Source organism: Allobosea minatitlanensis, assembly GCF_964020775.1.
Genome location: NZ_OZ224509.1, coordinates 2,426,921 through 2,450,634, shown reverse-complemented (window position 1 = coordinate 2,450,634; position 23,714 = coordinate 2,426,921). Strand labels below are relative to the sequence as shown.

The following is a 23,714-nucleotide window of genomic DNA, read 5'->3' as shown; positions in this document are numbered from 1 at the left end:
GCGCTTCCTCAGGCTGTGAGCCCGATAGCAGGGCCGCCCGGCAAGAAGGCCGGGCGGCAGGGGGATCGGCGGGCCGATCGGCTCACTTCATCAGGGCTTCGGTCTCGGAGACGATGCGCTCGATGCCGGCCTTGGGCTGGATCTCGCCGCGCATCACGCCGGCGATGACCTCGCGCTGCTGGCGCCAGATGCGCACCGAATTGCCGCCCGGATAGCCTTCCCACGGCGCGGCGCGGGAGACCTGGCCGTTGATCGTGCGGAAATTGGCGTTCGCCTTGTAGAACGGGCCGAGGAAGGCGTCCTCGCCGGCGCGCAGATTGGTCGGCATGTAGCCGGCGGTCTCGACCACGATCTTCTGGGCTTCCGGCCCGGTCACGAACTTGATGAACTCCCAGGCCGCCTTCTGCCTGGCCGGGTCCTTGGCCGTGATCAGCGCCGCGTTGCCGCCGGTGGGCAGCTTGCCCTTGGCCTTGTCGTCGACCGGAAAGAGGGCGGTCTTCAGCGTGAAGCGGTCGCCGATCAGGTCGGTGACCTGGCGCAGGCGGGCCGGGGTGTCGAAGAAGATGCCGATCTTGCCGGCGATGAACTGCTGGCGTGACTGGTCCCAGTCGATCAGCGGCATGCCGGCTTCGGTGACGAAGCTGCGCAGCATGGCGAGCGTCTTCTCGCCGGCCTCGCCGCCGAAGGCGACCTTCTTGCCGTCGGCCGACAGCATCGAGTGGCCGCTCTGCAGGATGACGCCGCGCCACAGCCAGTCGTCCGGCCAGTCATGGATGTTGTAGGCGAGGCCGGCCGTGTCGCCGCTGTTGATCTTCTTGGCGAGCGCGACGATGTCGGCCCAGTTGTCGGGCATCTTATCGGGATCGCCGCCGGCCTTCTTCACCAGTTCGGCGTTGAAGTACATCAGCGGCGTCGAGGCGTTGAAGGCGAGGCCGACCTGCTTGCCGTTGACCTGGCCGAGCGAGAGCAGCGCGTCGGAATAGTTCGCCTTGCGCCAGTCTTCCGGCTCGGCCTTGAGCAGCGGGCCGAGATCGACGATCTGCTTGCGCTTGTCGAGGGTCTCGGTCAGCTCGGTCAGCAGATGGAAGCCGGAATAATAGACGTCCGGCAACTGGTTGGTGACCGACTGGCGCAGCATTGCCTGATGGCCTTCGTCGTAGCTCGCCGCCGGCGCCCGGAAGTTGATCTTGATCTCCGGGTGCTTCTTCATGAATTCCGCGGCGATCGGCTCGTGGAACTTGGCGAAGGCCGGGAAGGCGTAGAACACGTCGAGCGTGACGGGCTCGGCCCTGGCGGTCGTCGCGGCGGCGAGGGCGAGCGCTGCTGCGGCAAGCATTTTGCCGAGAGGTTTCATGCGTGATCTCCTTGGCATGGACAGCGGGGCTGTCGGGTTGCGTTGCTTCAGGCCTGAACTCTTGGCGGGGCGGGCGGCGATGGGCCGGCTACTTCACCCCGGTCACGGTGATGCCGTCGATGAACCGGCGGCGGGCGACGAGGAAGGCGATGACGAGCGGCGCGGTCAGGATCGTCGCGGCGGCGGTGAGCGCGCCGTAGTTCGACCCGGTCTCGGCATCGGCGAAGAACATCATGCCCAGCGGCGGCGGCGCGAGCCTGGCGTCGGAGATGACGATCAAGGGCCAGTAGAGGTCGTTCCAATGCGCCACCGCCGAGAACACCGAGAAGGCGGCGATGGCCGGCCAGGCGCTCGGCGTGACGATGCGCCAGACGATCTCGAACTCGCTCATGCCGTCGAGCCGGGCGGCGTTGATGATGTCGTCGGGAAAGCTGCGGAAGAACTGGCGGAACAGGAAGATGGCGAAGACCGACAGGAAGAACGGCACCATCATCGCGAAATAGGTGTTGAGCAGCCCGAGCTGGGCGAGCGCGATATAGAGCGGCATCGCCGGCACCTGCACGGGAATGCACAGGCCGAGCAGCACCAGCACGAAGAGCGCGTTGCGGCCGGGGAAGCTCAGCTTCGCCAGCGCGTAGGCGCAAGGGATCGCGACCAGGAGCTGCACGATCAGGATGCCGCCGCAGAGGATGACGCCGTTCAGCGCGAAGCGCAGCAGCGGCGCCTTCTCCATGGCGAAGCCGTAGTTCTGCAGGCCGTAGAACTGCTTGGGCCAGAGCGAGATCTCGGCGTTGAAGATCTCGGCCGGCGGCTTGATCGAGGTCACCAGCATCCAGACGAAGGGCGCCAGCATGAACACCGCGCCGGCGATCAGCACGCCATGGATCAGGACGAGCGACAGGAAGCGGCGCAGCGCCGAGCGGACGGGCGTGACCGGGGCGGGAAGGACGAGATCGGTCATCAGTAGTGCACCTTCTTGTCGAGGGCGAAGGTCTGCACGGCCGAGAAGACGAGGATGAAGGCGAGGAAGATGAAGGTCAGCGCCGCGGCATAGCCGGTGTGGAAGTACTGGAAGCCTTCGAGATAGACGTTGTAGAGCAGGACCTCGGTGGAGCCGACCGGGCCGCCGCGGGTCATCACCGCCACCGTGTCAAAGATCTTGAAGGCGGTGATCATCGTGGTGACGAGGACGAACATCGTCGTCGGCCCGAGCAGCGGCCAGGTGATGGTCAGGAAGCGGTCGATCCCGCCGGAGCAGCCGTCGATATCGGCCGCCTCGTAGAGGTCGCGTGGGATCGCGGTCAGCCCGGCGAGGAACAGGATCATGTTGAAGCCGAGCAACTGCCAGATGCCGATCACGGCGAGCGTCGCCAGCGCCGTGGAGGGCTCGCTGAGAAAGGCGACCGGCCCCAGCCCCAGCCATTTCAGCACGCCGTTGACCGGCCCGAGCGAGGGATGCAGCAGGAATTGCCAGACCGTCGCCATGGCGATCAGCGTCGAGGTCACGGGCAGGAAATAGATCACCTCGTAGACGGAGCGCGTGCGCTTGCGCCGGTGCACCAGCACCGCGATCAGCAGCGCGCCGAGCACGCCGCCAGGCACGACGATCGCGACATAGAGCAGCGTGTTGACCAGCGAGCGTCGGATGATCGGATCGGCCAGCGCCTTGCGGAAATTCGCCAGCCCGACCCAATCCATGTCGACGCCGCCGAACTCGTAATTGGTGAAGCTGAGCCAGAGCAGCACGGCCAGCGGCAGCAGGATCGTCAGCAGGAGCAGCACGAAGGCCGGCAGCGCGAAGCCGAGCCCGGTCACCCGCTCGATCCGGAGCCGGCGGCGCGCGGCGGGAGCAGGCCCGGAGGCAGAGGCGAGGGCGAGCGTCATGCGCCGGCCCTCAGCGGCACGACGGAGGCGGTCGCGGCGCCCTGGCCGCGCGGCTCGACGCGGTCGCCGGCGGCCGCGAAGACATGGGCTGCGGCTTCCTCGAAGCCGAGCGTGACCTCGGCGGCTTCGTTGACGCCGGCCGCCACGGCCGGGGTGGCGCGCATCGTCACGCCGGTCGCGTCGCGCCCGGCCAGGTCGAAATGCAGGACGTATTCGGAGCCGAGATTCTCCTTGCGCCGCAGGCGGGCCGAGAACCAGGCCCGGCCGCCGCCGGGCTCGCCCTGGACGAGCGAGAGCGCTTCGGACCGGAGGCCGAGGGTCACGGCCTGTCCCGGCTCCAGCGGGACGGAGAGGGCGAGGGGGCGGCCGAACAGCTCGACCCGGCCGCCCTCGGCGACCGTCGCCGGCAGCAGGTTGATGGCCGGGCTGCCGATGAACTGCGCGACCTTGAGGGAGGCTGGCTTCTCGTAGAGCTGCGAGGGTGTGCCGAGCTGCAGGATCGCGCCCGAATCCATCATGGCGACCCGGTCCGACATCGTCATCGCCTCGACCTGGTCGTGCGTCACATAGATGAAGGTGGTGCCGAGGCGCTTGTGCAGCTCGGCCAGCTCGGTGCGCATATGGACGCGCAGCTTGGCGTCGAGATTGGACAGCGGCTCGTCCATCAGGAAGACGTTGGGATTGCGCACCATGGCGCGCCCCAGGGCGACGCGCTGGCGCTGCCCGCCGGAGAGCTGAGCCGGCTTGCGGTCGAGCAGATGGCCGAGCTGGAGCTGCGCGGCCACGGCGGCAACGTCGCTCTCGATGCCCCGCATCACCGCGCGGCGTTCCGCCGAGAGCAGCCGCAGCAGCGGCAGGCGCTGCCAGAGCCTGAGCCGCGCCATGGTCAGCGGCAGGGCGATGTTGGCGCCCACGCTCATATGCGGATAGAGCGCGTAGGACTGGAACACCATCGCGACGCGGCGCTCATGCGGGCGCAAATGATCGACCCGGCTGCCGCCGATGGCGAGGCTGCCGGCGTCCTGATGCTCGAGCCCGGCGATGATCCGGATCAGCGTCGATTTTCCGCAGCCGGACGGGCCGACCAGGGTCAGGAACTCGCCGTCGGCGATGTCGAGATCGATCCCGTCGAGAACCTTCGTCGCTCCGAAGGACTTGGCGATGGAGGACAATGCGACCTTGGCCATGTGGTTCGCCTTTCTGCGGCCCTCGGGGCTCTTCGTTGGACGTGTCTTGAGGCGCGTCTGGCGGCGCGCGCGTCTTGCGAGGCTGCCGAGGGGGCAGCCGGCGGATGCTCAGGCGGCGCGGGCCGGGTAGACCTCGTCGATCACGTCGTCGATCCAGAGCCTTTCCAGCGCGGGGATTTCGTGGATCGCGGCGGAGAAATCGCGGCCGGAGAATTCATAGGAGACCGCGCCGAGCGTGCTGGTCCCGGCCATGCCGGCCTGAGTCTGCGGACCGACCACGAAGCCGGAGGACGGCCCCCAGATGTAGCGCGTCCCCGCGATCGCGAAATCATGGGCCCGGTGCAGATGGCCGCTGGCGACGAAGGCGACGGCGTGGCGGCGCACCAGATCGAGCAGATGCGCGCGCGGCCGCGGCGGCACGCTCCAATAGCCCTTGTCGCCCTCGTCCGGCGCCTCGATGAAGAGAGGCCGGTGCAGGAACCAGCCGAGCCGGCGGCCCTGCGCCTCGGAAACCTGCCGGTCGAGCCAGGCGAGCTGGCGCGCCTCCTCCGCCTCGTCGCTGCCGAACAGCATCGCGTTGAGGCCGATCAGCCGCCAGCCCTCGAGGTCCCGCACCCAGAAATCCTCGCCGATATGGCTGCGCCAGCGCGTCAGCCGCGCTTCGTTGACCGGCTGATGCGGATGATGGGCCTCGCCGACATCGTGATTGCCCGGCACGCTCAGCACCGGCGCTCCGAGGCTGTCGAGCAGCGCGCGGCAATGGCTCATATCCGCGTCGAGATCCGCGCCGTCGACGGAGACGTCGCCGGTATGGACGACGAGGTCGGGCGCCCGGCCAGCCAGCCAGGCGGCCAGCGGCTCCCAATTGCCGGCGAAATGCCGCTTGGTCGGGCTGAGATGGGTGTCAGAAATCTGCACGACCCGCTGCATGGTTTCCTCCGGAAGTCGCCGCTTGATCGGGCGGCCGTCTGCCTCCGACAGGGGCGGGGGCAGCGGCTTTGCCTTGGACCTTACAAATGAATGTTTGATGACACAAATGTATTTTCCACCATGACGCCGCTCTCCCGAGCCCCGATTCCCGCTCCCTCCCGCCGCTCAGAGATCCGTGCTCTGCGGCAGGATGACGAGGTCGCGGATCGTGACGTTGCGCGGCCGCGTCAGCATGAAATGCACGGCCTCCGCCACCTCTTCCGGCTCGATCAGGCCGCCGCGGGCGCGTTCCGCCTCGCGCTTCTCCTGCGGCCAGTCGGCGATCAGGGCCGTCGCCACGGGACCGGGCAGGATCGCCCCGACGCGCAGCCCGTGCGGGATGACCTGGCGGCGCAAGGTATGCACGAAGGCCTGCACCGCATGTTTCGAGGCCGTGTAGATCGGCTCCCACACCACCGGAACGACGCCGGCCACCGAGCTGGTGACGAGGATATCGCCGGTCCGGCGCGCGATCATGCCCGGCAGCACCGCATGGATGCTGCGGAAGACCGCGTTGACGTTGAGGTTCAGCATGCGGTCCCAGGCATCGGGATCGCCATCGCTGACCGTGCCGCCGACATAGGAGCCGGCATTGGCGTGGAAGATGTCGAGCGGGCCGGCCATGTCGAGGATCCGCGGGACCATGCCGGCGAGGGCGGCGGGGTCGGCGAGGTCGACGACGAGGGGGAGGGCCTTTGCGCCGAGTGGCTCGCAGAGCCGCGCCAGGGCCTGCCGGTCGCGGTCGACGAGGACCACGGTGGCGCCGGCGGCGAGCAGCCGCCTGGCGCAGGCGAGGCCGATTCCCGAGGCCGCGCCGGTGATCGCCGCGATTTTTCCTGTCAGTTCCACGCTCACCTGCCGCTCTCCGATAAGGTCCCGGCCGAGGCCGGGCGCATCAGCCCCCGCGCCGTGCGGGCCGCGGCCTGAAGCGTCTCGAAAGCCGCGAACCGGCCGGCATGCCGCTGCGCGACGGCGCCTTCGGCCGGCATGAAGACGGCGGCGGCCGGCGCCATGCCGGTCATCGCCCCGCCCAGATCGGGAAATGCTCCTGCTGCCGCGGCGGCGAGCATGGCCGAGCCGAGCAGGACCGGATCGACCGCGTCCGGCACCAGCACGGGCAGCCCGGAGCAATCCGCCAGCAGTTGCCGGATCAGGGGACGGCGCCCGGCGCCGCCGCTGAGCACGATCGCATCCAGCGTCGCGCCCCTGGCCCGGCTCGCCTCGACGATCTGGCGCAGGCCGTAGCCGATCCCGGTGAGGCCCGCGACATAGAGCCCGATCAGGCCGTCGAGATCCCGTTCCATGCCGAGCCCGGCGATGACGGCCCGCGCCTGCGGGTCGGCAAGGGGCGAGCGGTTGCCGAGGAAATCGGGAACGACGACGATCTCCCCGGCGAGGCGCACGGCTTGCGCGGGCGTCTCGACCTGCCGCGCCGCCGCCTCCGCCAGCCAGTCGGTCAGGGAAAGGCCTTCCGCCCCGGCCCGCTGCCGCGCCTCCGCCGCAGCCGGATGCAGCGCGACGAGCTGTTCGATCGCGGCGCCCGCGCCCGATTGGCCGCCCTCGTTCAGCCAGAGCCCCGGAACCATCGCCGAGAAATAGGGGCCCCAGACGCCCGGGATGAACAGCGGCTCGCGGCTGCTCGCCATGGTGCAGGCCGAGGTGCCGAAGACATAGGCCATGCGGGTGAGCACGCCGCCATGGGGCGAGCGCACGCCGGCCGAGCCGATGCCGCCGGCATGGGCGTCGATCAGCCCCGCGGCGACGACCGTGCCGGGCCGCAGCCCGAGTTCGCCGGCGGCCTCTTCCGTCAGGCCCGCGCCCAGGGCGCTGCCGCCCGGCACCATCTCCGTGCCGATGCGGGCGAATCCGTCCTCCGCCAGGTCGCCCAGGCCGATCTGGCGGAAATAGCCCGCATCCCAGCGCGCCTCATGGGCGAGATAGGTCCATTTGCAGGTGACGGTGCAGGTCGAGCGCGCCAGCGAGCCGGTCGCGCGCCAGCCCAGGAAATCGGCGAGGTCGAAGAACTGCCAGGCCGCGGCATAGGTCGCCGGCAGATTCTCCTTGAGCCAGAGCAGCTTCGGCGTCTGCATCTCGGGCGAGATCGTGCCGCCGACATAGGCCAGGACCGGATGCCGCGTGGCGTTGATGCGCCCGGCCTGCGCCAGGGCGCGATGGTCCATCCAGACGATGATGTCGCGATCCGGGTCGCCATGGGCCCCGACCGGCAGCGGCGTTCCGCCTGGCCCGAGCACGACCAGCGAACAGGTGGCGTCGAAGCCGATGCCCGCGATGTCGTCGGCGCCGAGCCCCGCCTGGGTCACAGCCTCGCGCACGCAGGCGCAGACGGCCCGCCAGATGTCCGCGCTCGACTGCTCGGCGATCTCGGCCCCGTCCCGATGGAGCGCGATCGCGCGCCTCGCCGTCGCGACCATGCGCCCGGCCGGATCGAAGACGCCGGCCCGCGCGCTGCCGGTGCCGACATCGATGCCGATGAGATGCCGGCTCATCTCACGCAGCCGCCCGTTGGGGCGCCTGAAGCGGCGTTCCAGCGCGGCGGACAGCGATCGGCAGGGCTGGGGCCGTTCGTTCGATCTGCACCTTTTCCTCCCGTCGTCATCCAGGCGGGCCCGGTCGCCCGGACCGGCTCGATCCCGTCAGTGCACGGCCTTGGGCGGAACGCCCGGCCTCTCCGGCCTCGGCAGCGGATCGCGCTCCCGCGCAGCGGCCTTCCGGGGCACGGCTGTGAGGTCGCGCACCGAGTCGCGGACCTGCAGGCTCGTCTGCAGCACCGAATGCTGCGGCGGGCCCTGATCGCCGGACATGCGCGCCCGCAGCCGGCGCCAGGCGACCGCGGCGATCTCCGCGATGGGCTGCCGGATCGCGGTGAGGCCGGTCTTGCGCGCGCTCATCCAGGGATAGTCGTCGAACCCGACGACGGAGACGGCGTCGGGAATGTCGACCCTGAGCCGCGCCAGGGCCGAGAGCATGCCCAGTGTGGTGACGTTGGTGAGCCCGATGACGGCGCTCGGCTGCGGGTGCCGTTCCAGCCAGTGCAGGGCGATGGCGGCGCCGCGATCGGCGTTCGAGCCGAGCTCGACGACGGTCGGCTCGCGGCCGATCGCCGCCCGCACCAATTCGCAGGCGCCGCGGGCGCGCTCCCGGATCGGCGAGATGCCGAGGCTGGAGGCGGCGACCAGGATGTCGCGATGCCCCCTGGCGAGGAGGTGCCGTGCGGCGATCTCGCCGGCCTCGCGATTGTCGATCGCCACCGTGTCGACGAGCGCGCCGTCCGGCAGCACGCGGTCGGCGAAGACGATCGGCAGCCGGCCGACCTCGCCGCGCAGCGCCTCCGGCACCGCATCGGTGCAGGGCACGGCGATCAGCCCGGAAGGCCGCCATGACAGCAGGGTCCGCAGCCGCGACTGCTCGAGCCCGCGATCGTCGCGCGAGCTGGCGACCAGGATGTCGTAGCCGTCCTTCTGCGCCAGCACCTCGAGCTGCGAGACCAGCGAGGTGAAGAAGGCGTCGTCGAGATCGGGCACCAGCACCCCGACCACGCGGGCCTGCCCCGAGCGCAGTTGCGACGCCGCCCGGTCGACCTGATAGGCCAGGTCCTCGGCCGCCTTCAGCACGCGCGCCCGCAGATCGGCATTCACCGGCTTGTTGCCGCTGAAGACGTTGGAGACCGTGGCGATCGAGACGCCCGCGCGGGCGGCGACATCCCGGATCGTGACCCGCGCATTGTCCATGGGGAGCCTGTTAAACGTTTTACTGTAAAACGTTTAACAGGCGCGAAGCGCCGGCGCAAGCGGGTGATGCGCCGCGCCGCCTCGCCGCCGAAGAAGATGCTCCGGGAGGAGAGGCCGAAGATCGCGCCGAAGCGGCGATCTCCGGCTTGCGCAGGCCCTGGCGCTTGCCGGATCAGGCGCTGTTTCGGCCCTTGCCGCGCCTTGCGAGAAATTCGGAGACCTTCGCCAGCCCGGCGACGAGGATCTCCGGCGCATTGGCGTAGCCGATGCGGACATAGCCCTCCATCTCCATCGTCGAGCCGGGCGTGAACATCACGCCGGTTTCCTGGAGCAGCGCGATGCAGAAATCGCGGGAGGGCATGTCGAGGTCGTATTTCAGCAGGGCCGTGGTGCCCGAGCGGGGCCGGACCCAGGAGATCGCCGGCTCGCTCTCGACCCAATCGGCCAGGATCTTCAGGTTGCCGCGGGTGATCGACCGGCTCCGGGCCAGGATCTTGTCGCGATGCTCGAGGGCGAGAGCGGCGAAATGGTCGTCGATCATGCCGACCGAGATCGTGTTGTAGTCGCGATGGTGCATCACCGTCTCGATCACCGCGCGCGGCGCGGCGATCCAGCCCAGCCTCAGCCCGGCCAGCGAGAAGGCCTTCGACATGCCGGCGGTGCTGATGCCCTTCTCGTAGAGATCGGCGACCGAGGCGGTCATGCCGGAGCCGTCCTGGTCGGTGCCGCGATAGACCTCGTCGCAGAGCAGCCAGGCGCCGGCCTCGCGGGCGATCTCGGCGATGGCGAGGAGCATCTCGCGGTCCATCAGCGCCCCGGTCGGGTTGTTGGGGTTGTTGATGGCGATGAGGCGCGTCCCGGGCGTCGCCAGCCGCTTGAGCTCGGCCAGATCGGGGAGGAACCCGTTCTCCTCGCGCAGGACCAGCGGCACGACCTCGGCGCCGATGCTTTCCGGGATCGAATAATGCTGCTGATAGGTCGGGATCACCGAGATCACCCGGTCGCCGCGCGAGACCAGCGCCTGATGGACCAGCGCGTTCGCGCCGATCGTGCCATGGGTGGCGACGATGTTCTCCGGCTTCTGGCCCTCGTAGAGCGCGGCGACGGCGTTGCGCAGCCGGTCGGATCCCTCGATCGCGCCATAGGTCATCTTCATCGGCAGAAGCTCGGACAGGTCCGTGTCGTTCCGGCCGGCCAGGGTGAGGAGCTGCGCGATGGTGATGCTCTCCACGCAGGTCTCGGCGAGGTTGAGCTCGCATTTGAGCTCGTACTCGTTCATCCAGATTTCGACGCCGAAAGGCTTGATATCCATCGTCTTGTCCTGTGGTCAGCGCGCATCCGCGGCGCGCAGGATGGCGTCCGCCATGGCTATGTCTTCGAGGCCGAGCCCGATCGAGCGGAAGAACACCGGGGCATCCTCCGTGGGGCGCGGGCAGGTGCCGGCGACAAGCCCGGCCAGATCGCCGCGGATCCGCTCCGTCGACCAGTCGCCCGCCGCGGCGGCGAGCACCATCTCGCCGGCCGCGCCGGGCGTCGTCTTGCGATCGTCGCAATAGACCTGGGCAGAGCGCAGGAAGGCGGGCGGCACCTCATGGGCCTGCGCCACATTGGTGCTGATCGAGGTCACCAGCGCGCCCGGCCGGACCCATTCGGGGTCGATGACGGGCTGTCCCGACGAGGTGCAGAGCAGGATCGCGTCGGCACCGGCGCAGGCTTCCTGCGCGCCGTCCGCGATCCGGATGCGCGCATCCGCCGCCAGCCAGTCCCGGATGCCGTCGGCCCGCTGCTTCAGCCTCGGCGACCAGACCCGGACGCTTTCCCAGGGGCGCAGCCCGGCGACGTGCCGCCAATGCGCCGTCGCGATCGGGCCGCTGCCGATGATGGCGAGGCGCCGGGCGCCTGCCGGGGCGAGCTCGTCCACAGCCAGGGCGGTGGTGCCGGCGGTGCGCTCGACGGTGAGCCGCCCGGCGTCGCAGAGCAAGAGCGGCTGGCCGGTGGTCATCGACATCAGGCTCGTCCAGGCCGTGATGATCGGGCGCTCTGCCGTCACGATATAGGGCGACAGCTTCACCCCGAAGACGCCCCTGCCGGACAGCACGCCGAGATAGGAGATGAAGTCGCCCTTGTCGTCCGGGAAGAGCGTCAGGCTCTGGGGCGGCTGCACCGCCGTCCCGGCGGCGAGCTCGCGGAAGAGCGCGCGCAGGGTCGCGATCACATCGACCTCGGGCAGCAGGCTCGCGATCGCCGCCGCATCGAGGACGCGCGGGGCAGGGGCGGCGGGAGGGGCGGTCATGGGAACCTCGGTGGATCTGACGATGCGGTGGCTCTCAACCGGACGGAAGGCGCGTCAGAGCCAGCGCCTGGTAGCGCGTTCGATGGCCTCGCCGACGACGTCGGGAGAGGTTCCGCCATAGCTGCGCCGGCTCTGCACCGAATGCTCGGGCGCGAGCACCGCGAAGACCGAATCCGTGACGCGGCCGTCGACCGCCCGCATGGTGTCGAGGTCGAGCTCGCCCAGCGTGCAGCCGCGCTCCTCGGCCTTGGCGACGATGCGCGCGGTGATGTGATGGGCGTCGCGGAAGGGCACGCCGGCTTCGCGCACCAGCCAGTCGGCCAGGTCCGTCGCCGTGGGGAAGCCGCGCTCGAGGAAGCGGCGCATCGGCTCGGGCCGGACCGTCATGTCGCGCACCATGCCCGTCGTCGCGGCGATGCAGAGCTGCACGGTCTCGAGCGCGTCGAAGAGCGGCTCCTTGTCTTCCTGCATGTCCTTCATGAAGGTCATCGGCAGGCCCTTGACCGTCATCAGCAGCGCGTTGAGCGAGCCGACGACGCGCCCCGTCTTGCCGCGGACCAGCTCGGCCGCATCGGGATTGCGCTTCTGCGGCATGATCGAGGAGCCGGTGGTGAAGGCGTCCGACAGCGCGATGAAGCGGAAGCCGTCGCTGCACCAGAGCGTGATCTCCTCGTTGATGCGCGAGAGATGGACCGCATGCATCGCGCAGCAGAACAGGAGCTCGACGATATGGTCGCGCGAGCCGACCGAATCCATGGAGTTCTCGGTCGGGCGGGAGAAGCCCAGCTCCTTCGCCGTGTAGTGGCGGTCGATCGGGAAGGCGGTGCCGGCGAGGGCGGCCGCGCCCAGCGGCGAGACGTTGGTGCGCTCGCGCGCGCCAGCCAGCCTCTCGCGGTCGCGGCCGAACATCTCGACATAGGCCATCAGATGGTGGCCGAAGGTCACGGGCTGCGCGACCTGCATATGGGTGAAGCCGGGCATGATCGTGGCCCGGTGCTCGCTCGCCCGCTCGATCAGGGCGCGCTGCATCTCCCGGATGGCGCCGTCGAGCGCGTCGATGGCGTCGCGCATCCAGAGGCGGACATCGGTGACGGCCTGGTCGTTGCGGCTGCGGGCGGTGTGGAGACGGCCCGCGGGCTCGCCGATCAGCTCCCTGAGCCGGGCCTCGACATTCATGTGGATGTCTTCGAGGTCGATGCTGAATTCCAGCCGCCCTTCCTCGATCTCGCGCCGCACCTGGTCGAGACCGTCCTGGATGCGGGCATTGTCCTCGGCGCCGATGATGCCCTGGCGGGCGAGCATCGCCGCATGGACCTTCGAGGCGGCGATGTCCTGGGCGTAGAGGCGGTAGTCGAAACCGATCGAGGGATTGATCTTCCGCATCACCTCGGCCGGCGCGGTGGTGAACCGTCCGCCCCACATCTTGTTCGCACCGTTGTCGGCCATGGTCGACGCCTCTTCCTTCCGGGATCGTGACGGGAGCCGGGGCGAACGGGCCCCGGCTCCGCGTTCTGGTTGCGGCCGCCGGGGCCGCCGCCGCTACTTGGCCGCGTTGATCTGGATTTCCGCGAGGCCGTTGCGGGCCAGGCCGTATTTGTCGAGCAGCTTGGCGTAGGTCCCGTTCTTCACCAGCCTGTCCATCGCGGCCTTGATGCCGTCGCGCAGCTCGACCTTGGTCTTGAGGACGGGCAGGCCGGTGATCTCCTCGGTCAGCGGCTCGCCGAGCAGGACATAGGTGTTCGGCTCCAGCGTCTGGAAATAGGGCAGGGTCTCGTTGCCCTGCACCGAGGCGTCGATGCGCTGGATCTTGAGCTGGTTGCGCGCGTCGACCGAGCCTTCTGTGCCGATGACCTCGATGGCCGGCTTGCCCTTGGCCTCGCAATGGGCCTTGCTCCATTCCGCGATGCGCTGCGGGTTGTTGGTGCTGCGGCTGGCGCCGACCTTCCTGCCGCAGAGATCGGTCGCCTGCCTGATCGTCTCGGCCTGCTTGGTCACGGTGTAGAATTGCGTTCCCGAGCGCATGTAGTCGACGAAATCGACCATCTCGCGCCGGGCGAGGGTGTCGCTCATGCCGGCCATCGCCGTGTCGACGCGCTCGGTCTGGAGCGATGGCAGCATCTGGGCGAACTGGATCTCCTGCCATTCGGCCTTGACGCCCATCTCGGCGGCGATGGCCTCGCCGAGATCGATGTCGAAGCCGGTGAGCTTGTTGGTTGCGGTGTCCTTGTAGGTGATCGGCGGATAGTTCGGCATGGTCGCGATGACGAGCTTGCCGGCCTGCTTGACCTTGGCCAGCGAGCCGTCGGCGAGCGCGCTGCCGCAGCCCAGCAGCCCTGCGAGCGCGACCAGCGCGCCGATCGATGTCCTGTTCATGCGTCTCTCTCCCTGTTCCGGCCGCTTCGGGACCGCTCCGATGATGCTCTTGCGGAGGCTGCCGGCGCGCGACGGATCGCAGGGCCAGGGCCCCGCGCCGGCGACGTTCCATGCTCCATGCCGACGGTCTCGCCGACGCCTGCGGCGCGGGCGCTCCTCGCCATGGCTCCCCTCTGGTTGGGGAGGGTCTAGCAGCAGGAAATTGGACTGTAAATTCCAAATCAGATTATACAATCCAGGCAACGGCGCCGCGTCACGATGCGGTCTTTGCCAGGGAGGCCCGGCCTTCGCGGCGAAGCCACCGGCCGCTCGCATGGCGTGCGCCGATTCCCGGCCGCGCCGGCGCGCAGCCGATGCGGCAAAGATCGGAGACAAGAAAATGCAGACCGGACTCGCGGCCTATGTGCCGATCTGCGATGCGATCGCGCTGCTATTCCAGCCCTATGCCGAAGTGGTGCTGCACGAATTGTCGTCGCAGTCGGTGGTCCACATCGCCGGCAATTTCTCGAAGCGGGAGCTCGGCGAGCCCTCCCTGCTCGACGAGATCGGCTTCGACCCGCGCGAGACCACCATCGGCCCCTATGAGAAGGTCAACTGGGACGGCCGGCGGATCAAATCCGTGAGCGCGGTCCTCACGGCGCAGGAGCGGCCCATCGGCGTGCTCTGCATCAATGTCGACGTCTCGCATTTCCATGGGGTGATCGACGCGCTCAATGCGCTGGTGCACGTCTCCGGCGGCGCCCAGCGGCATCCGCTCCTGTTCAAGGAGGACTGGCACGAGCGCATCAACGAATTCGTCCAGCACTGGACCCGCTCGCGCGGCCTGCTGGTGACGGCGCTCTCGCGCGACCAGAAGCGGCAACTCGTCGCGGACCTGTCGAAGGAGGGCGCCTTCGGCGGCCGGAACGCGGCGGCCTATATCTCCCGGATCCTGGGCCTGGCCCGGGCGACCGTCTACAACTACCTGAACCAGGCCGCCGCGGCGGAAACCGGGGCGCCGCCCGACGGCGGCGCCTAGCGCGAGGCCCGGAAATGCGATGCCGGCCGCCCCTCCTGCTATGGCGCGTCGGCGGCCGGAACGGCCGGGCGAGAGGCGCCCTCATCCCATCGCGGACTGGACAGGGCGGGGCGCTGACGCCATAAGTCCCGCGAGGTCGCGTCGCCCCGGAGCGGCGCCGCAAGCGCATGGACGAAGGCAATGATGAAATTGCTGCTGCAGGTCTTCACCTGGTGGAACAGCCAGACGATCGGCACGCGCTTCCACACCTGGCGCTTCGGCGAGAGGGTCGGCGAGGACGAGCTCGGCAACGTCTACTACCGCACCAAGGGCGGGGCGAAGGACAAGGCCCTCGGCTTCCAGCGCCGCTGGGTGATCTATAACGGGCCGATCGAGGCCTCCAACATTCCGGCCGGCTGGAACGGCTGGCTGCATCACACCGTCGACGTGGCGCCCTCCGAGGAAAGCTACCAGCCGCGCGAATGGCAGCAGCCGCACCAGCAGAACTGGACCGGCACGGCCCTGGCCTATCGCCCGCAGGGTTCGACGCTCGCGGAAGGCGAGCGCCCGCCGGCGACCGGCGACTACCAGGCCTGGACCCCCGGGCGCTGAGAGGCCGTCTGCCGGGCCTGCCCGCCCTGATCGCCCGGGAAGGCGGCTGAACGGCGCTGCCGGCCGCTACGCCCTTTTTCCGCTGCCTTTGCCGTGTTACTGCGCCTCGTCGCGCCCTGTCCGCGATGCCGGAGAGATTCGCGCCAGCATGCCGTCCCTGTCCCGTTTTCCGATCCTGGCCTTCGCCGCGAGCGCGCTGACGATGACGGTCGCCGCCGGCCCGGCCCTGGCGGACCGCATCAAGAATCCGACGGCCGTTTTCGCCGGCCTCGACAAGATCACCGGCCGCATCATCTCCTTCGAGGTGGCGATCGACGAGACCGTGCAGTTCGGCGCGCTGCAGCTCACGCCGCGCGTCTGCTGGACGCGGCCTCCGACCGAGGCTCCGCGCACCGACGCCTTCGTCGAGGTCGACGAGGTGACCTTCAACAACGAATACCGCCGCATCTTCACCGGCTGGATGTTCGCCGACAGCCCGGGCCTGCACGGCGTCGAGCATGCGATCTACGACGTCTGGCTGACCGACTGCAAAGGCGGCACCGAGATCATCGTCGACCCGCGCGAGCCGGAGCCGCCGCCGCCACCGGAGGAGCCGCGCAAGCCGCGCGCCGCGCCGCCGCGGGACGTCAACCAGCCGCCTCCGGGCGACGGGCGCATCGATGTCGCTCCGCCGCGCGGCGTGCCGGTGCAGCCGCAGCGGCCGAGCCAGCGCTTCTTCCCGACCAACCCCGTGCCTGGCCGCGACCCCTCCGGCGGCGGCGGCTGAGGCATGGAGGCCGGGCGCGCGGACAAGGGGGCCGGGCGCGAGAGCAGGCGCATCCGCCGCCTGCGCGGCTACCTCGCCGCCCTGCGCAAGCGCCTGCCCGTCGGCCAGCGGCTCAGGGACGGCGTCGAGCACGCCCTGATGTCGACGGCGGCCGCGCTCGCCGCCTATCTGCCGACCCAGGCCTTGGGGCTGCGCGAAGGCTTCTGGGCGGCGATCACCGCCATCGCCGTGGTCCAGACCGAATTCGGCGCCACCCGCACCACTGCGCGCGACCAGTTCGTCGGCGCCGCCATCGGCGGGGTGATCGGCGTCGCGGTGGTGCTGACGACCGGCCAGCACATCGCCAGCTACGCGATCGCGGCGGGGCTCTCCGTGCTCGCGGCATGGCTGCTCAACGTGGCGACGGCGGCGCGCCTGGCCGGCATCACCGCCACCATCATCCTGCTCGTGCCGCATCCCGGCACCAGCGCCCAGCAGATGATGCTGTCGCGCGTCTTCGAGGTCGGCTGGGGCGTCAGCGTGGCGATCGCCATCGTCTGGCTGGCGGAGCGGCTCGACCCGCATTCCGCAGCCTGACGGGCGGCCCGGCGCTGCTGCGGCGGCCGCCTTTCTCGCCGCGAGCGGGGAGGGGCGTTTACAGGGCGCGCTTTCACCCCTATCTCAGCGCCCTGGATACGACAGAGCACGGAAGACCGAAGCAGAATCATGCGCCCCGAAATTCAAACGCAACTGGATAACGCCAAGCAGTCGATCGGACTGCTGAGGAGGCATCTTTGACTGGGATGAAGCCCAGCGCCGCCTCGCCGAACTGAACGCCCTCTCCGAAGGGCCCGATTTCTGGAACGACGCCGAAACCGCGCAGAAGCTGATGCGCGAGCGCACCGCGCTGGAAACCCAGATCGAGGGCATCGGCAAGCTCGAACGCGACCTCGACGACGCGCTGACGCTGATCGAGCTCGGCGACATGGAGGACGACGAAGCCACCGTCGCCGAGGGCGAGCAGGCGATCAAGGCCGTCCAGGACGAGGCCGCGCGCCTCCAGGTCGAGACCCTGCTTTCCGGCGAGGCCGACATGCTCGACACCTATGTCGAGATCCATCCCGGCGCCGGCGGCACCGAAAGCCAGGACTGGGCCGAGATGCTGCTGCGCATGTACCGGCGCTGGGGCGAGCGGCGGAAGTTCAAGGTCGAGACGCTCGATTACCAGGACGGCGACACGGCCGGCATCAAGTCGGCGACGCTCCAGTTCAAGGGGCACAACGCCTATGGCTGGCTGAAGACCGAATCCGGCGTGCACCGGCTGGTGCGCATCTCGCCGTTTGATTCCAACGCGCGGCGGCAGACCTCCTTCGCCTCGGTCTGGGTCTATCCGGTCGTCGACGATCGCATCCAGATCGAGGTCAAGGAATCGGATTGCCGGATCGACACCTACCGCTCGTCCGGCGCCGGCGGCCAGCACGTCAACACGACCGATTCGGCGGTGCGCATCACGCATATCCCGACCGGCATCGCCGTGGCCTGCCAGCAGGAGCGCTCGCAGCACAAGAACCGGGCCAAGGCCTGGGACATGCTGCGCGCCAGGCTCTACGAGCTCGAGCTCAAGAAGCGCGAGGAGAAGGCGAATGCCGAGGCCTCGTCCAAGACCGATATCGGCTGGGGCCACCAGATCCGCTCCTATGTGCTGCAGCCCTATCAGCTCGTGAAGGACCTGCGCACCGGCGTCAGCTCGACGGCGCCCGACGACGTGCTCGACGGCGATCTCGACCCGTTCATGGAGGCTTCGCTCGCCCAGCGGGTCTACGGCACCCAGGTCGAGGTCGAGGATATCGACTGAGCCGCGACAAGGGCCCGGGAGCCGACAGGCTTCCGGGTCGATCCCGTTGTCGTCTCCCGGCCGTCATGGCGGGAAGAGACGCGGCAAGGCCCTGCGGATGATTGGGCTGAAATCCTCGCCCATTCCCCTCGAACCTTCCGCGGAGCCTGCTTCAGAGCAGGCCCGCCAGCTTGCTCCCGGCGTTGAGGAAGCGGGTCGGGTCGACCGGCTCCTCGTTGATGCGGGTCTCGTAGTGCAGATGCGGGCCGGTCGAGCGGCCGGTCGAGCCGACCTTGCCCAGGACCGAGCCGGTCTTGACGATCTGGCCGACCGAGACCGAGATCGCCGACATATGAGCATAGCGCGTGCTCAGCCCGTTGCTGTGCTCGACCTCGACCATGTTGCCGTAGCCGCCATTGTACTCCGCCGCCACGACCTTGCCGGGCGCGGTGGCGAGCACCGGCGAGCCCGCCGCGGCGCGGAAATCGACGCCGGTATGCATCGCCAGCCCGCGGGTGAAGGGGTCGGTGCGATAGCCGAAATTCGAGGTGTAGTCGTGGTCGCCGGCCATCGGCCGGGCGAGCGGCATCTGCTCGACGAGGCCGCGCAGGCGCAAGAGCGCGGTCAGCCGCGGCTGCAGGGCCGTCAGCGTCGCCTCGAACGGGCCGGCGGAGGCATCGAGCTTGACCGGCACCAGCGGCCCGCCGACGCCGCCGTCGACGGGGGTCGGCACGCTCATCCGGTCGGTGTCGAGCCCGGTCTCGGCCAGCGCGCTGCGCAGCTTCCTCTGCGCGGCCGCGACCTTGCGGTCCATCTCCCGGAGGAGGTCGATCTGGCTGTTGGAGGTACGCGCCATCGCCTTGTCGAGCTTCTCCAGACTGGCCTCGACCCGCTTGGCGGGGGGCTGCGCGGGCGCCGCCTCGCCGGACTGCCAGCCGCCCGCGGCCCGGGCGTCGGCCCCGCGCAGCGCCGGGGTCTCGGGGGCGGGGGTCGGCTTGCCCGGCAGCAGCGGCGCGAAGCTCGTCACGCCGGAAGCGCGAATCGGCTCCTCGGGCTTGGCCACGCGCGGCCGCAGCGGCAGCTTGCTCGCCGGCAGGATGCCGTTGGACTGGAGCACGTCGGTGAGCGCCGTCACCAGCGACTGGCGCGATTCCAGCTCGGCCTGGCGGGTCGCCAGCTCGTCGACGCGCGATTCGACGCCGTCCTGATCGAGCAGGGCGCGGCTGGCATAGCGGTCGATATCCGCTCGCAGCGCCGCGATCCGGTCCTCATAGGCGTATTGGCGCGTCGTCTCGCGGGCGATCAGGCGAGCGGCGAGGTCGTCCTTGCTGAGGATGTACCAGCCGGCCGTGCCGCTGCAGGCCGTCATCAGCGCCAGCCAGCCGAGACCGGCCAGCATGGTCGAGCGACGGATCGTGTAGGTCCTGTGGGCGATCAGGCCGGTGGCGGGGAGGGCGGGGGCCGTGTGGGGTTGAGCATGCATACGCGGGTACCGGGGAAACGCTGCCGATACCGCCATTAGGAATTGTTAGGGTTAATCTTTCGCAAAGGCCGGGGAGAAAGCGCCCCTACAGCGCGCGGGCGGCCGCGAGCACCTCCTCGGCATGGCCGGGCACCTTCACCTTGCGCCAGATCCGCGCGATCCGCCCCTCGGCGTCGATCAGGAAGGTGGCCCGTTCGATCCCCATATATTTGCGGCCATAGAGGCTCTTCTCGACCCAGATGCCATAGGCGTTGGCCAGCGCCTGGCTCTCGTCGGCCAGCAGGGTGAGGGCGAGCCCATGCTTCAACTTGAAGCGGTCATGGCGCCCGGCCGGGTCGGGCGAGACGCCGACGACCTCGGTGCCGCAGGCGGCGAACTCCGGGCGGAGCCGGTTGAAGTCGATCGCCTCGCGCGTGCAGCCGGCGGTGTCGTCCTTGGGGTAGGCGTAGAGCACGAGCTTGCGGCCCCGGAAGCCCGCCAGCGTGGCCTCGCCGCCGCCGTCGCGCGGCAGGCTGAAATCGGGCGCCCTGTCGCCTTCCTGCAAAGCCATGGTTTCTGCCTTCCTTTTGTCGCCTTCCGGGGGCATGGACGGCCTTGAGCCGGTTAGCTGGGCCGGGGGGCGGCGCCATCTGACGAAAGACGAGGCACGCGCGGGGTTCCGGCTTGCCGAATCGCCTCGTCAGGCCACATCGACATCCATGCCGTCTCCCGCGATTGCGGCAAGGCGCATTTCCGCGCCACCTTGCGCGGGACGGCAGCAGCGCCCGAGAGGACCACGCGGATTTTGGCGGACGAGCAAGCAAAGGCTGTGGAACCCGGCACATCCGCGCCGGCAACATCGCCGGATCGCGCCTGCGATGCCGCGGTCGTGAAGAAGCGCGCCAGGGCGGGCCTCGGCCTGATCTGCGCCGCCGTGCTGTTCTCCGCCCTGGTGCTGGCCGGCGGGGCGGTGACGCTGCTGGTCACCGGCATCATTCCGCTCTCCGGCCTGGAAGGACGGATCTCCTCCGCAATCGAGGAAAGGCTCGGCCCCGGCTGGACGGTCGAGGCCGCCTCGGCCGAGCTCGGCCGCATCGACGGACATTCGCAGCTCAGGGTCCGGCAGGTCTCCTTCCGCCACTCCAGCGGCGCCACCATCCGGGCTCCCGAGGCGATCCTGGGCTACGAGCCGCTGGCGCTGCTCCGGGGCGACATCCGCCTGGTCTCGATCGACCTGCGCGGCGTCAACGTTCGGCTCGGCGTCGACAAGAGCGGCGCGCTGGTCGTCAATGCCGATTCGGCGCCGGCCGAGGCGCAGCTTCCCGCCTCGGTCCCCGACGCGGCCCAGTGGAACGCCTTCACCGGGATCATGAGCGCGATCACCACGCTTGCGCGCGGCGACGGCCTGCTCGGCGCGCTCGAGACGGCCGGGATGAACGGCGCCCGGCTTTCGCTCGTCGACCCGGAAGGGCGCCAGAAGGCGGGGCTGGAGGATGTCGAGATCCGGCTGACGCGGCTCGGCGCGCGCGGCACCCGCCTCCTGGTGAAAGGGCGCACCGGACAGCGCTGGAAGGAGATGTCGGCCGACCTTTCCACCGAGGCCGACGGAACCCAGCGCGCCGATATCGACATCCTGCATTTCGAGCCGGCCGAGGCGGTGGCGCTCGCCTTCGGCACCGGCGGGGTGGTGCTCGAAGGGCTGCCGCTCAAGGGCAAGGCCACCTTGCGCCAGGCGCCGGACGGCAAGCAGTCGATGACCGCGGCGATCGACGTCCAGTCCGGCACGGTCCAGTTCCCGGGCAGCCCGATGCCGGCGTTGAAGCTCGATTCGGCCCATCTCGAAATGGCCAGCGGCGCCGACCTTTCGGACCTTCGGATCGTGCGCGGCGAGATCAATGCCGGCGCGACCCATCTCCTGGGCACCGGGACGCTGCGCGAGGACAATGGCGGCTGGCGGCTCGCGCTCGACGCCAGCGGCCAGCTCGCGGGCCTCGACGCCGACCCGGCCGTGCGGATCGACAGCCTCAAGACCGACCTGATGATCGACCCCGCCAACGGCGCCGTCTCGGTCGATTCGCTCGGGATCAGCGGGCCCGCGGCGCATGTCGACCTGACCGCCTTCGTCCAGCGCGTCGGCAGCTCGCCGCTGCAGCGCTTCCACATCAAGGCGAGCGATTCCGACATGCGGGCGCTGCTCGCGATCTGGCCCGGCTTCACCTCTCCGGATGTGCACGACACGCTGCGGCGGCAGCTCGCATCCGGCTGGATGAGGCAGCTCACCGTCGATCTCGACCTGCCGGCGGAGGAGCACGCCAAGCTGGTTCACGGCCAGGGGCTGCCGGACGAAGCCCTGCTCGTCGTCATCGACGCGGAGAAGGTCCGCTATCTGCCCGATCCCGGCCTGCCGCCCCTGACCGACGCGACCGTCGCGGGCAAGGTCACGGGCCGGAACGTCCAGCTCGCCATCGGCCAGGCCACCGCCGATCTCGGCAATGGCCGCAGCCTGAAGCTGAGCGAGGCGAGCTTCGCCATGCCGGAGTTCTGGCGCGCCCGCGCCCCCGCGAATATCGGCTTCCGGATCAACGGCTCGGCGGGGGCGCTCGTGGCCCTGTTCGCCTTTCCGGCGCTGAAGGACTTCTCGCCCGGCCTGATCGACCCCGCCTCGATCAAGGGCGCGAGCGATCTCAAGGTCGCGCTCACCCTGCCCCTCGCCAACGACCTCAAGACCGAGGAGATCGCGGTCAGCGGCAGCGGCACCCTGTCCGGCATCGCCTCGGACACGCTGCTCGGCACGGAGAAGCTGGACGGCGGCACGCTGGCGGCGACCTTCGACCGCGCCGGCCTCACCCTGCGCGGCGATGCGAGGATCGGCGGCGACAAGGCCCAGGTCGACGTCAGGCAGGACGCGAAGGGGCAGGGCGAGGCGACGATGCTGCTGCAGCTCGACGCCGCCGCGCGGCAGAGGCGCGGCTTCGGGGCGGAGGCGGGCATTTCGGGCACCTTGCCGGTCAAGGTGACGAAGAGCTTCGGCAAGGGGGCTGAGGCGCCGCCGCGGGTCGAGATCGACCTCACCAAGGTCGGCCTCGACGGCACGGTGCCCGGCCTCAGCAAGCCGGCGGGCCGGCCGGGCAAGCTGAGCTTCAGCTATATCGCCGATGCCGACGGGCCCGACCTCGACGATCTCAGCCTCGACGCCGGCAGCGCGCAGATCAGGGGCCGGGTCGAGCTCAACCGGCAGAACGCGCTGGAGAGCGCCAGCCTGTCGCAGTTCCGCATCTCCCCCGGCGACAACCTCAAGCTCGACGCCAAGCGCGACGGCAACGTCACGAAGCTGACCATCCGCGGCGCCGTGGCGGATCTGCGCCCCTTCATCAAGACCATCCAGAGCCCGACGCAGGCCGGGCGCGGCGAGCGTTCCGATCAGCAGAAGCCCGCCGATTACGATATCGACCTCGAGGTGCCGATCCTCACCGGCTTCAACAACGAGGCGATCACCAGCGCCACGCTGAAGGCCTCGCGGCGCGGCGGCGAGCTGCGCATGATCAATTTCCAGGGGCGGATCGGCAAGGCCAACGTCTCGGCGCGGCAGCGCCAGAGCGAGGGCGGAAAGCTCGTCGTGCAGACGGAGAACGGAGGCTCGCTGCTGCGCTTCCTCGACCTCTACAACCGGGCCTATGGCGGCAATCTGGTGCTGACGACGCGGATGGGCGAAAGCCAGAGCGGCGACCTGCTCTTCCGCGACTTCCTGGTGCGCAACGAGCCGGCGCTGAGGCGCGTCGTCGGCACGCAGCCGGCCAGCGCCTTCGCGGGCGACGGTCCCGGCGGGGCCGAGGCCCGCATCGACGTCTCCGAGGTCGCCTTCACCAAGCTGCGCGCCGAATTCACCCGCTCCGCCAGCCGGCTCGACGTCTCCGACATGGTGATCTGGGGCCAGCAGGTCGGCTTCACCTTGCAGGGCCATGTCGATTACGGCCGCGACCGGGTCGATATCGGCGGCACCTTCGTGCCGGGCTACGCCTTCAACAACGCCTTCGCGCAGGTGCCGGTCTTCGGCGCGCTGCTCGGCGGCGGCAGCCAGTATGGCGGCCTCTTCGCGGTGAATTTCCGGATCTCGGGGCCGGCCAGCGCGCCGACCATGACGATCAACCCGCTCTCGGCGATCGCGCCGGGCATCCTGCGGCGCTTCGTCGATCCGCTCGGCGGCGCGCCCGAGCAGAGGCCGGTCCAGCCCGGCCAGCCGCAGCCGCGCCCGTGA

General features: G+C 69.7%; 20 protein-coding genes. 6 read left to right on the top strand and 14 right to left on the bottom strand.

Going from position 1 to position 23,714, the window contains the following annotated elements:
- Nucleotides 1–82: 82 nt before the first annotated feature.
- The 12 genes from ACWH43_RS12220 to ACWH43_RS12165 form a co-directional block, all read right to left on the bottom strand.
- Complete coding sequence (locus tag ACWH43_RS12220; RefSeq protein ID WP_158445781.1) at nucleotides 83–1,354, bottom strand: ABC transporter substrate-binding protein; 1,272 nt, start codon at nucleotides 1,352–1,354, stop codon at nucleotides 83–85.
- A gap of 88 nt (nucleotides 1,355–1,442) precedes the next feature.
- Entirely contained in the window at nucleotides 1,443–2,315 is an 873-nt protein-coding gene (locus ACWH43_RS12215) for a carbohydrate ABC transporter permease (RefSeq protein WP_158445780.1), read from the bottom strand.
- Nucleotides 2,315–3,238 (bottom strand): carbohydrate ABC transporter permease, encoded by a 924-nt coding sequence (locus ACWH43_RS12210; protein ID WP_158445779.1) that lies wholly within the window; start codon nucleotides 3,236–3,238, stop codon nucleotides 2,315–2,317. The genes ACWH43_RS12215 and ACWH43_RS12210 overlap by 1 nt, the downstream gene beginning before the upstream one ends.
- A complete protein-coding gene (locus ACWH43_RS12205; protein WP_448153482.1) occupies nucleotides 3,235–4,425 on the bottom strand; it encodes an ABC transporter ATP-binding protein in 1,191 nt (396 codons plus the stop codon). The genes ACWH43_RS12210 and ACWH43_RS12205 overlap by 4 nt, the downstream gene beginning before the upstream one ends.
- A 108-nt stretch (nucleotides 4,426–4,533) precedes the next feature.
- A complete protein-coding gene (locus tag ACWH43_RS12200) occupies nucleotides 4,534–5,355 on the bottom strand; it encodes a metallophosphoesterase family protein (protein WP_158445777.1) in 822 nt (273 codons plus the stop codon).
- Nucleotides 5,356–5,520: 165 nt separating this feature from the next.
- Nucleotides 5,521–6,249, bottom strand: a complete 729-nt coding sequence (locus ACWH43_RS12195; RefSeq protein ID WP_158448125.1) for an SDR family oxidoreductase — start codon at nucleotides 6,247–6,249, stop codon at nucleotides 5,521–5,523.
- On the bottom strand, nucleotides 6,246–7,901 hold the full coding sequence (locus tag ACWH43_RS12190) for an FGGY-family carbohydrate kinase (RefSeq protein WP_158445105.1): 1,656 nt from the start codon (nucleotides 7,899–7,901) through the stop codon (nucleotides 6,246–6,248). The genes ACWH43_RS12195 and ACWH43_RS12190 overlap by 4 nt, the downstream gene beginning before the upstream one ends.
- A gap of 147 nt (nucleotides 7,902–8,048) precedes the next feature.
- Nucleotides 8,049–9,143, bottom strand: coding sequence for a LacI family DNA-binding transcriptional regulator (locus ACWH43_RS12185; protein WP_158445104.1), 1,095 nt, complete (start codon nucleotides 9,141–9,143; stop codon nucleotides 8,049–8,051).
- A gap of 172 nt (nucleotides 9,144–9,315) precedes the next feature.
- Nucleotides 9,316–10,455 (bottom strand): aminotransferase, encoded by a 1,140-nt coding sequence (locus tag ACWH43_RS12180; RefSeq protein WP_158445103.1) that lies wholly within the window; start codon nucleotides 10,453–10,455, stop codon nucleotides 9,316–9,318.
- Between the two features lie 15 nt (nucleotides 10,456–10,470).
- Nucleotides 10,471–11,436: an ornithine cyclodeaminase family protein gene (locus ACWH43_RS12175; protein WP_158445102.1), complete on the bottom strand. Its 966-nt coding sequence runs from the start codon at nucleotides 11,434–11,436 to the stop codon at nucleotides 10,471–10,473.
- Nucleotides 11,437–11,490: 54 nt separating this feature from the next.
- A complete protein-coding gene (gene argH, locus ACWH43_RS12170; RefSeq protein ID WP_260348309.1) occupies nucleotides 11,491–12,882 on the bottom strand; it encodes an argininosuccinate lyase in 1,392 nt (463 codons plus the stop codon).
- 93 nt (nucleotides 12,883–12,975) lie between these two features.
- The gene (locus ACWH43_RS12165; protein ID WP_158445101.1) at nucleotides 12,976–13,809 is read right to left on the bottom strand and encodes an ABC transporter substrate-binding protein; all 834 of its coding nucleotides are present in this window, start codon (nucleotides 13,807–13,809) and stop codon (nucleotides 12,976–12,978) included.
- Between the two features lie 379 nt (nucleotides 13,810–14,188).
- Here ACWH43_RS12165 and ACWH43_RS12160 point away from each other — a divergent pair, with 379 nt between their 5' ends.
- The 5 genes from ACWH43_RS12160 (at nucleotide 14,189) to prfB (ending at nucleotide 18,018) form a co-directional block, all read left to right on the top strand.
- Nucleotides 14,189–14,827, top strand: a complete 639-nt coding sequence (locus ACWH43_RS12160; protein WP_158445100.1) for a helix-turn-helix transcriptional regulator — start codon at nucleotides 14,189–14,191, stop codon at nucleotides 14,825–14,827.
- Between the two features lie 183 nt (nucleotides 14,828–15,010).
- Nucleotides 15,011–15,418: an NADH:ubiquinone oxidoreductase subunit NDUFA12 gene (locus tag ACWH43_RS12155; protein ID WP_375797007.1), complete on the top strand. Its 408-nt coding sequence runs from the start codon at nucleotides 15,011–15,013 to the stop codon at nucleotides 15,416–15,418.
- Between the two features lie 157 nt (nucleotides 15,419–15,575).
- Nucleotides 15,576–16,184 (top strand): DUF2155 domain-containing protein, encoded by a 609-nt coding sequence (locus ACWH43_RS12150; RefSeq protein ID WP_375797012.1) that lies wholly within the window; start codon nucleotides 15,576–15,578, stop codon nucleotides 16,182–16,184.
- Between the two features lie 3 nt (nucleotides 16,185–16,187).
- A complete protein-coding gene (locus ACWH43_RS12145; RefSeq protein ID WP_158445097.1) occupies nucleotides 16,188–16,760 on the top strand; it encodes an FUSC family protein in 573 nt (190 codons plus the stop codon).
- Between the two features lie 129 nt (nucleotides 16,761–16,889).
- Nucleotides 16,890–18,018 (top strand): peptide chain release factor 2 gene (prfB, locus tag ACWH43_RS12140; RefSeq protein WP_158445096.1). Its coding sequence is split into 2 segments (ribosomal slippage): nucleotides 16,890–16,958 and nucleotides 16,960–18,018, totalling 1,128 coding nucleotides; the frame shifts between segments, so codons are not numbered across the junction.
- Between the two features lie 151 nt (nucleotides 18,019–18,169).
- Here prfB and ACWH43_RS12135 read toward each other — a convergent pair.
- Nucleotides 18,170–19,480, bottom strand: a complete 1,311-nt coding sequence (locus ACWH43_RS12135) for a peptidoglycan DD-metalloendopeptidase family protein (RefSeq protein ID WP_158445095.1) — start codon at nucleotides 19,478–19,480, stop codon at nucleotides 18,170–18,172.
- Between the two features lie 85 nt (nucleotides 19,481–19,565).
- A complete protein-coding gene (locus tag ACWH43_RS12130) occupies nucleotides 19,566–20,030 on the bottom strand; it encodes a peroxiredoxin (RefSeq protein WP_158445094.1) in 465 nt (154 codons plus the stop codon).
- A gap of 318 nt (nucleotides 20,031–20,348) precedes the next feature.
- On the opposite strand from ACWH43_RS12130, the gene ACWH43_RS12125 reads away from it, so the two are divergent.
- Nucleotides 20,349–23,714 (top strand): hypothetical protein, encoded by a 3,366-nt coding sequence (locus ACWH43_RS12125; protein ID WP_448153481.1) that lies wholly within the window; start codon nucleotides 20,349–20,351, stop codon nucleotides 23,712–23,714.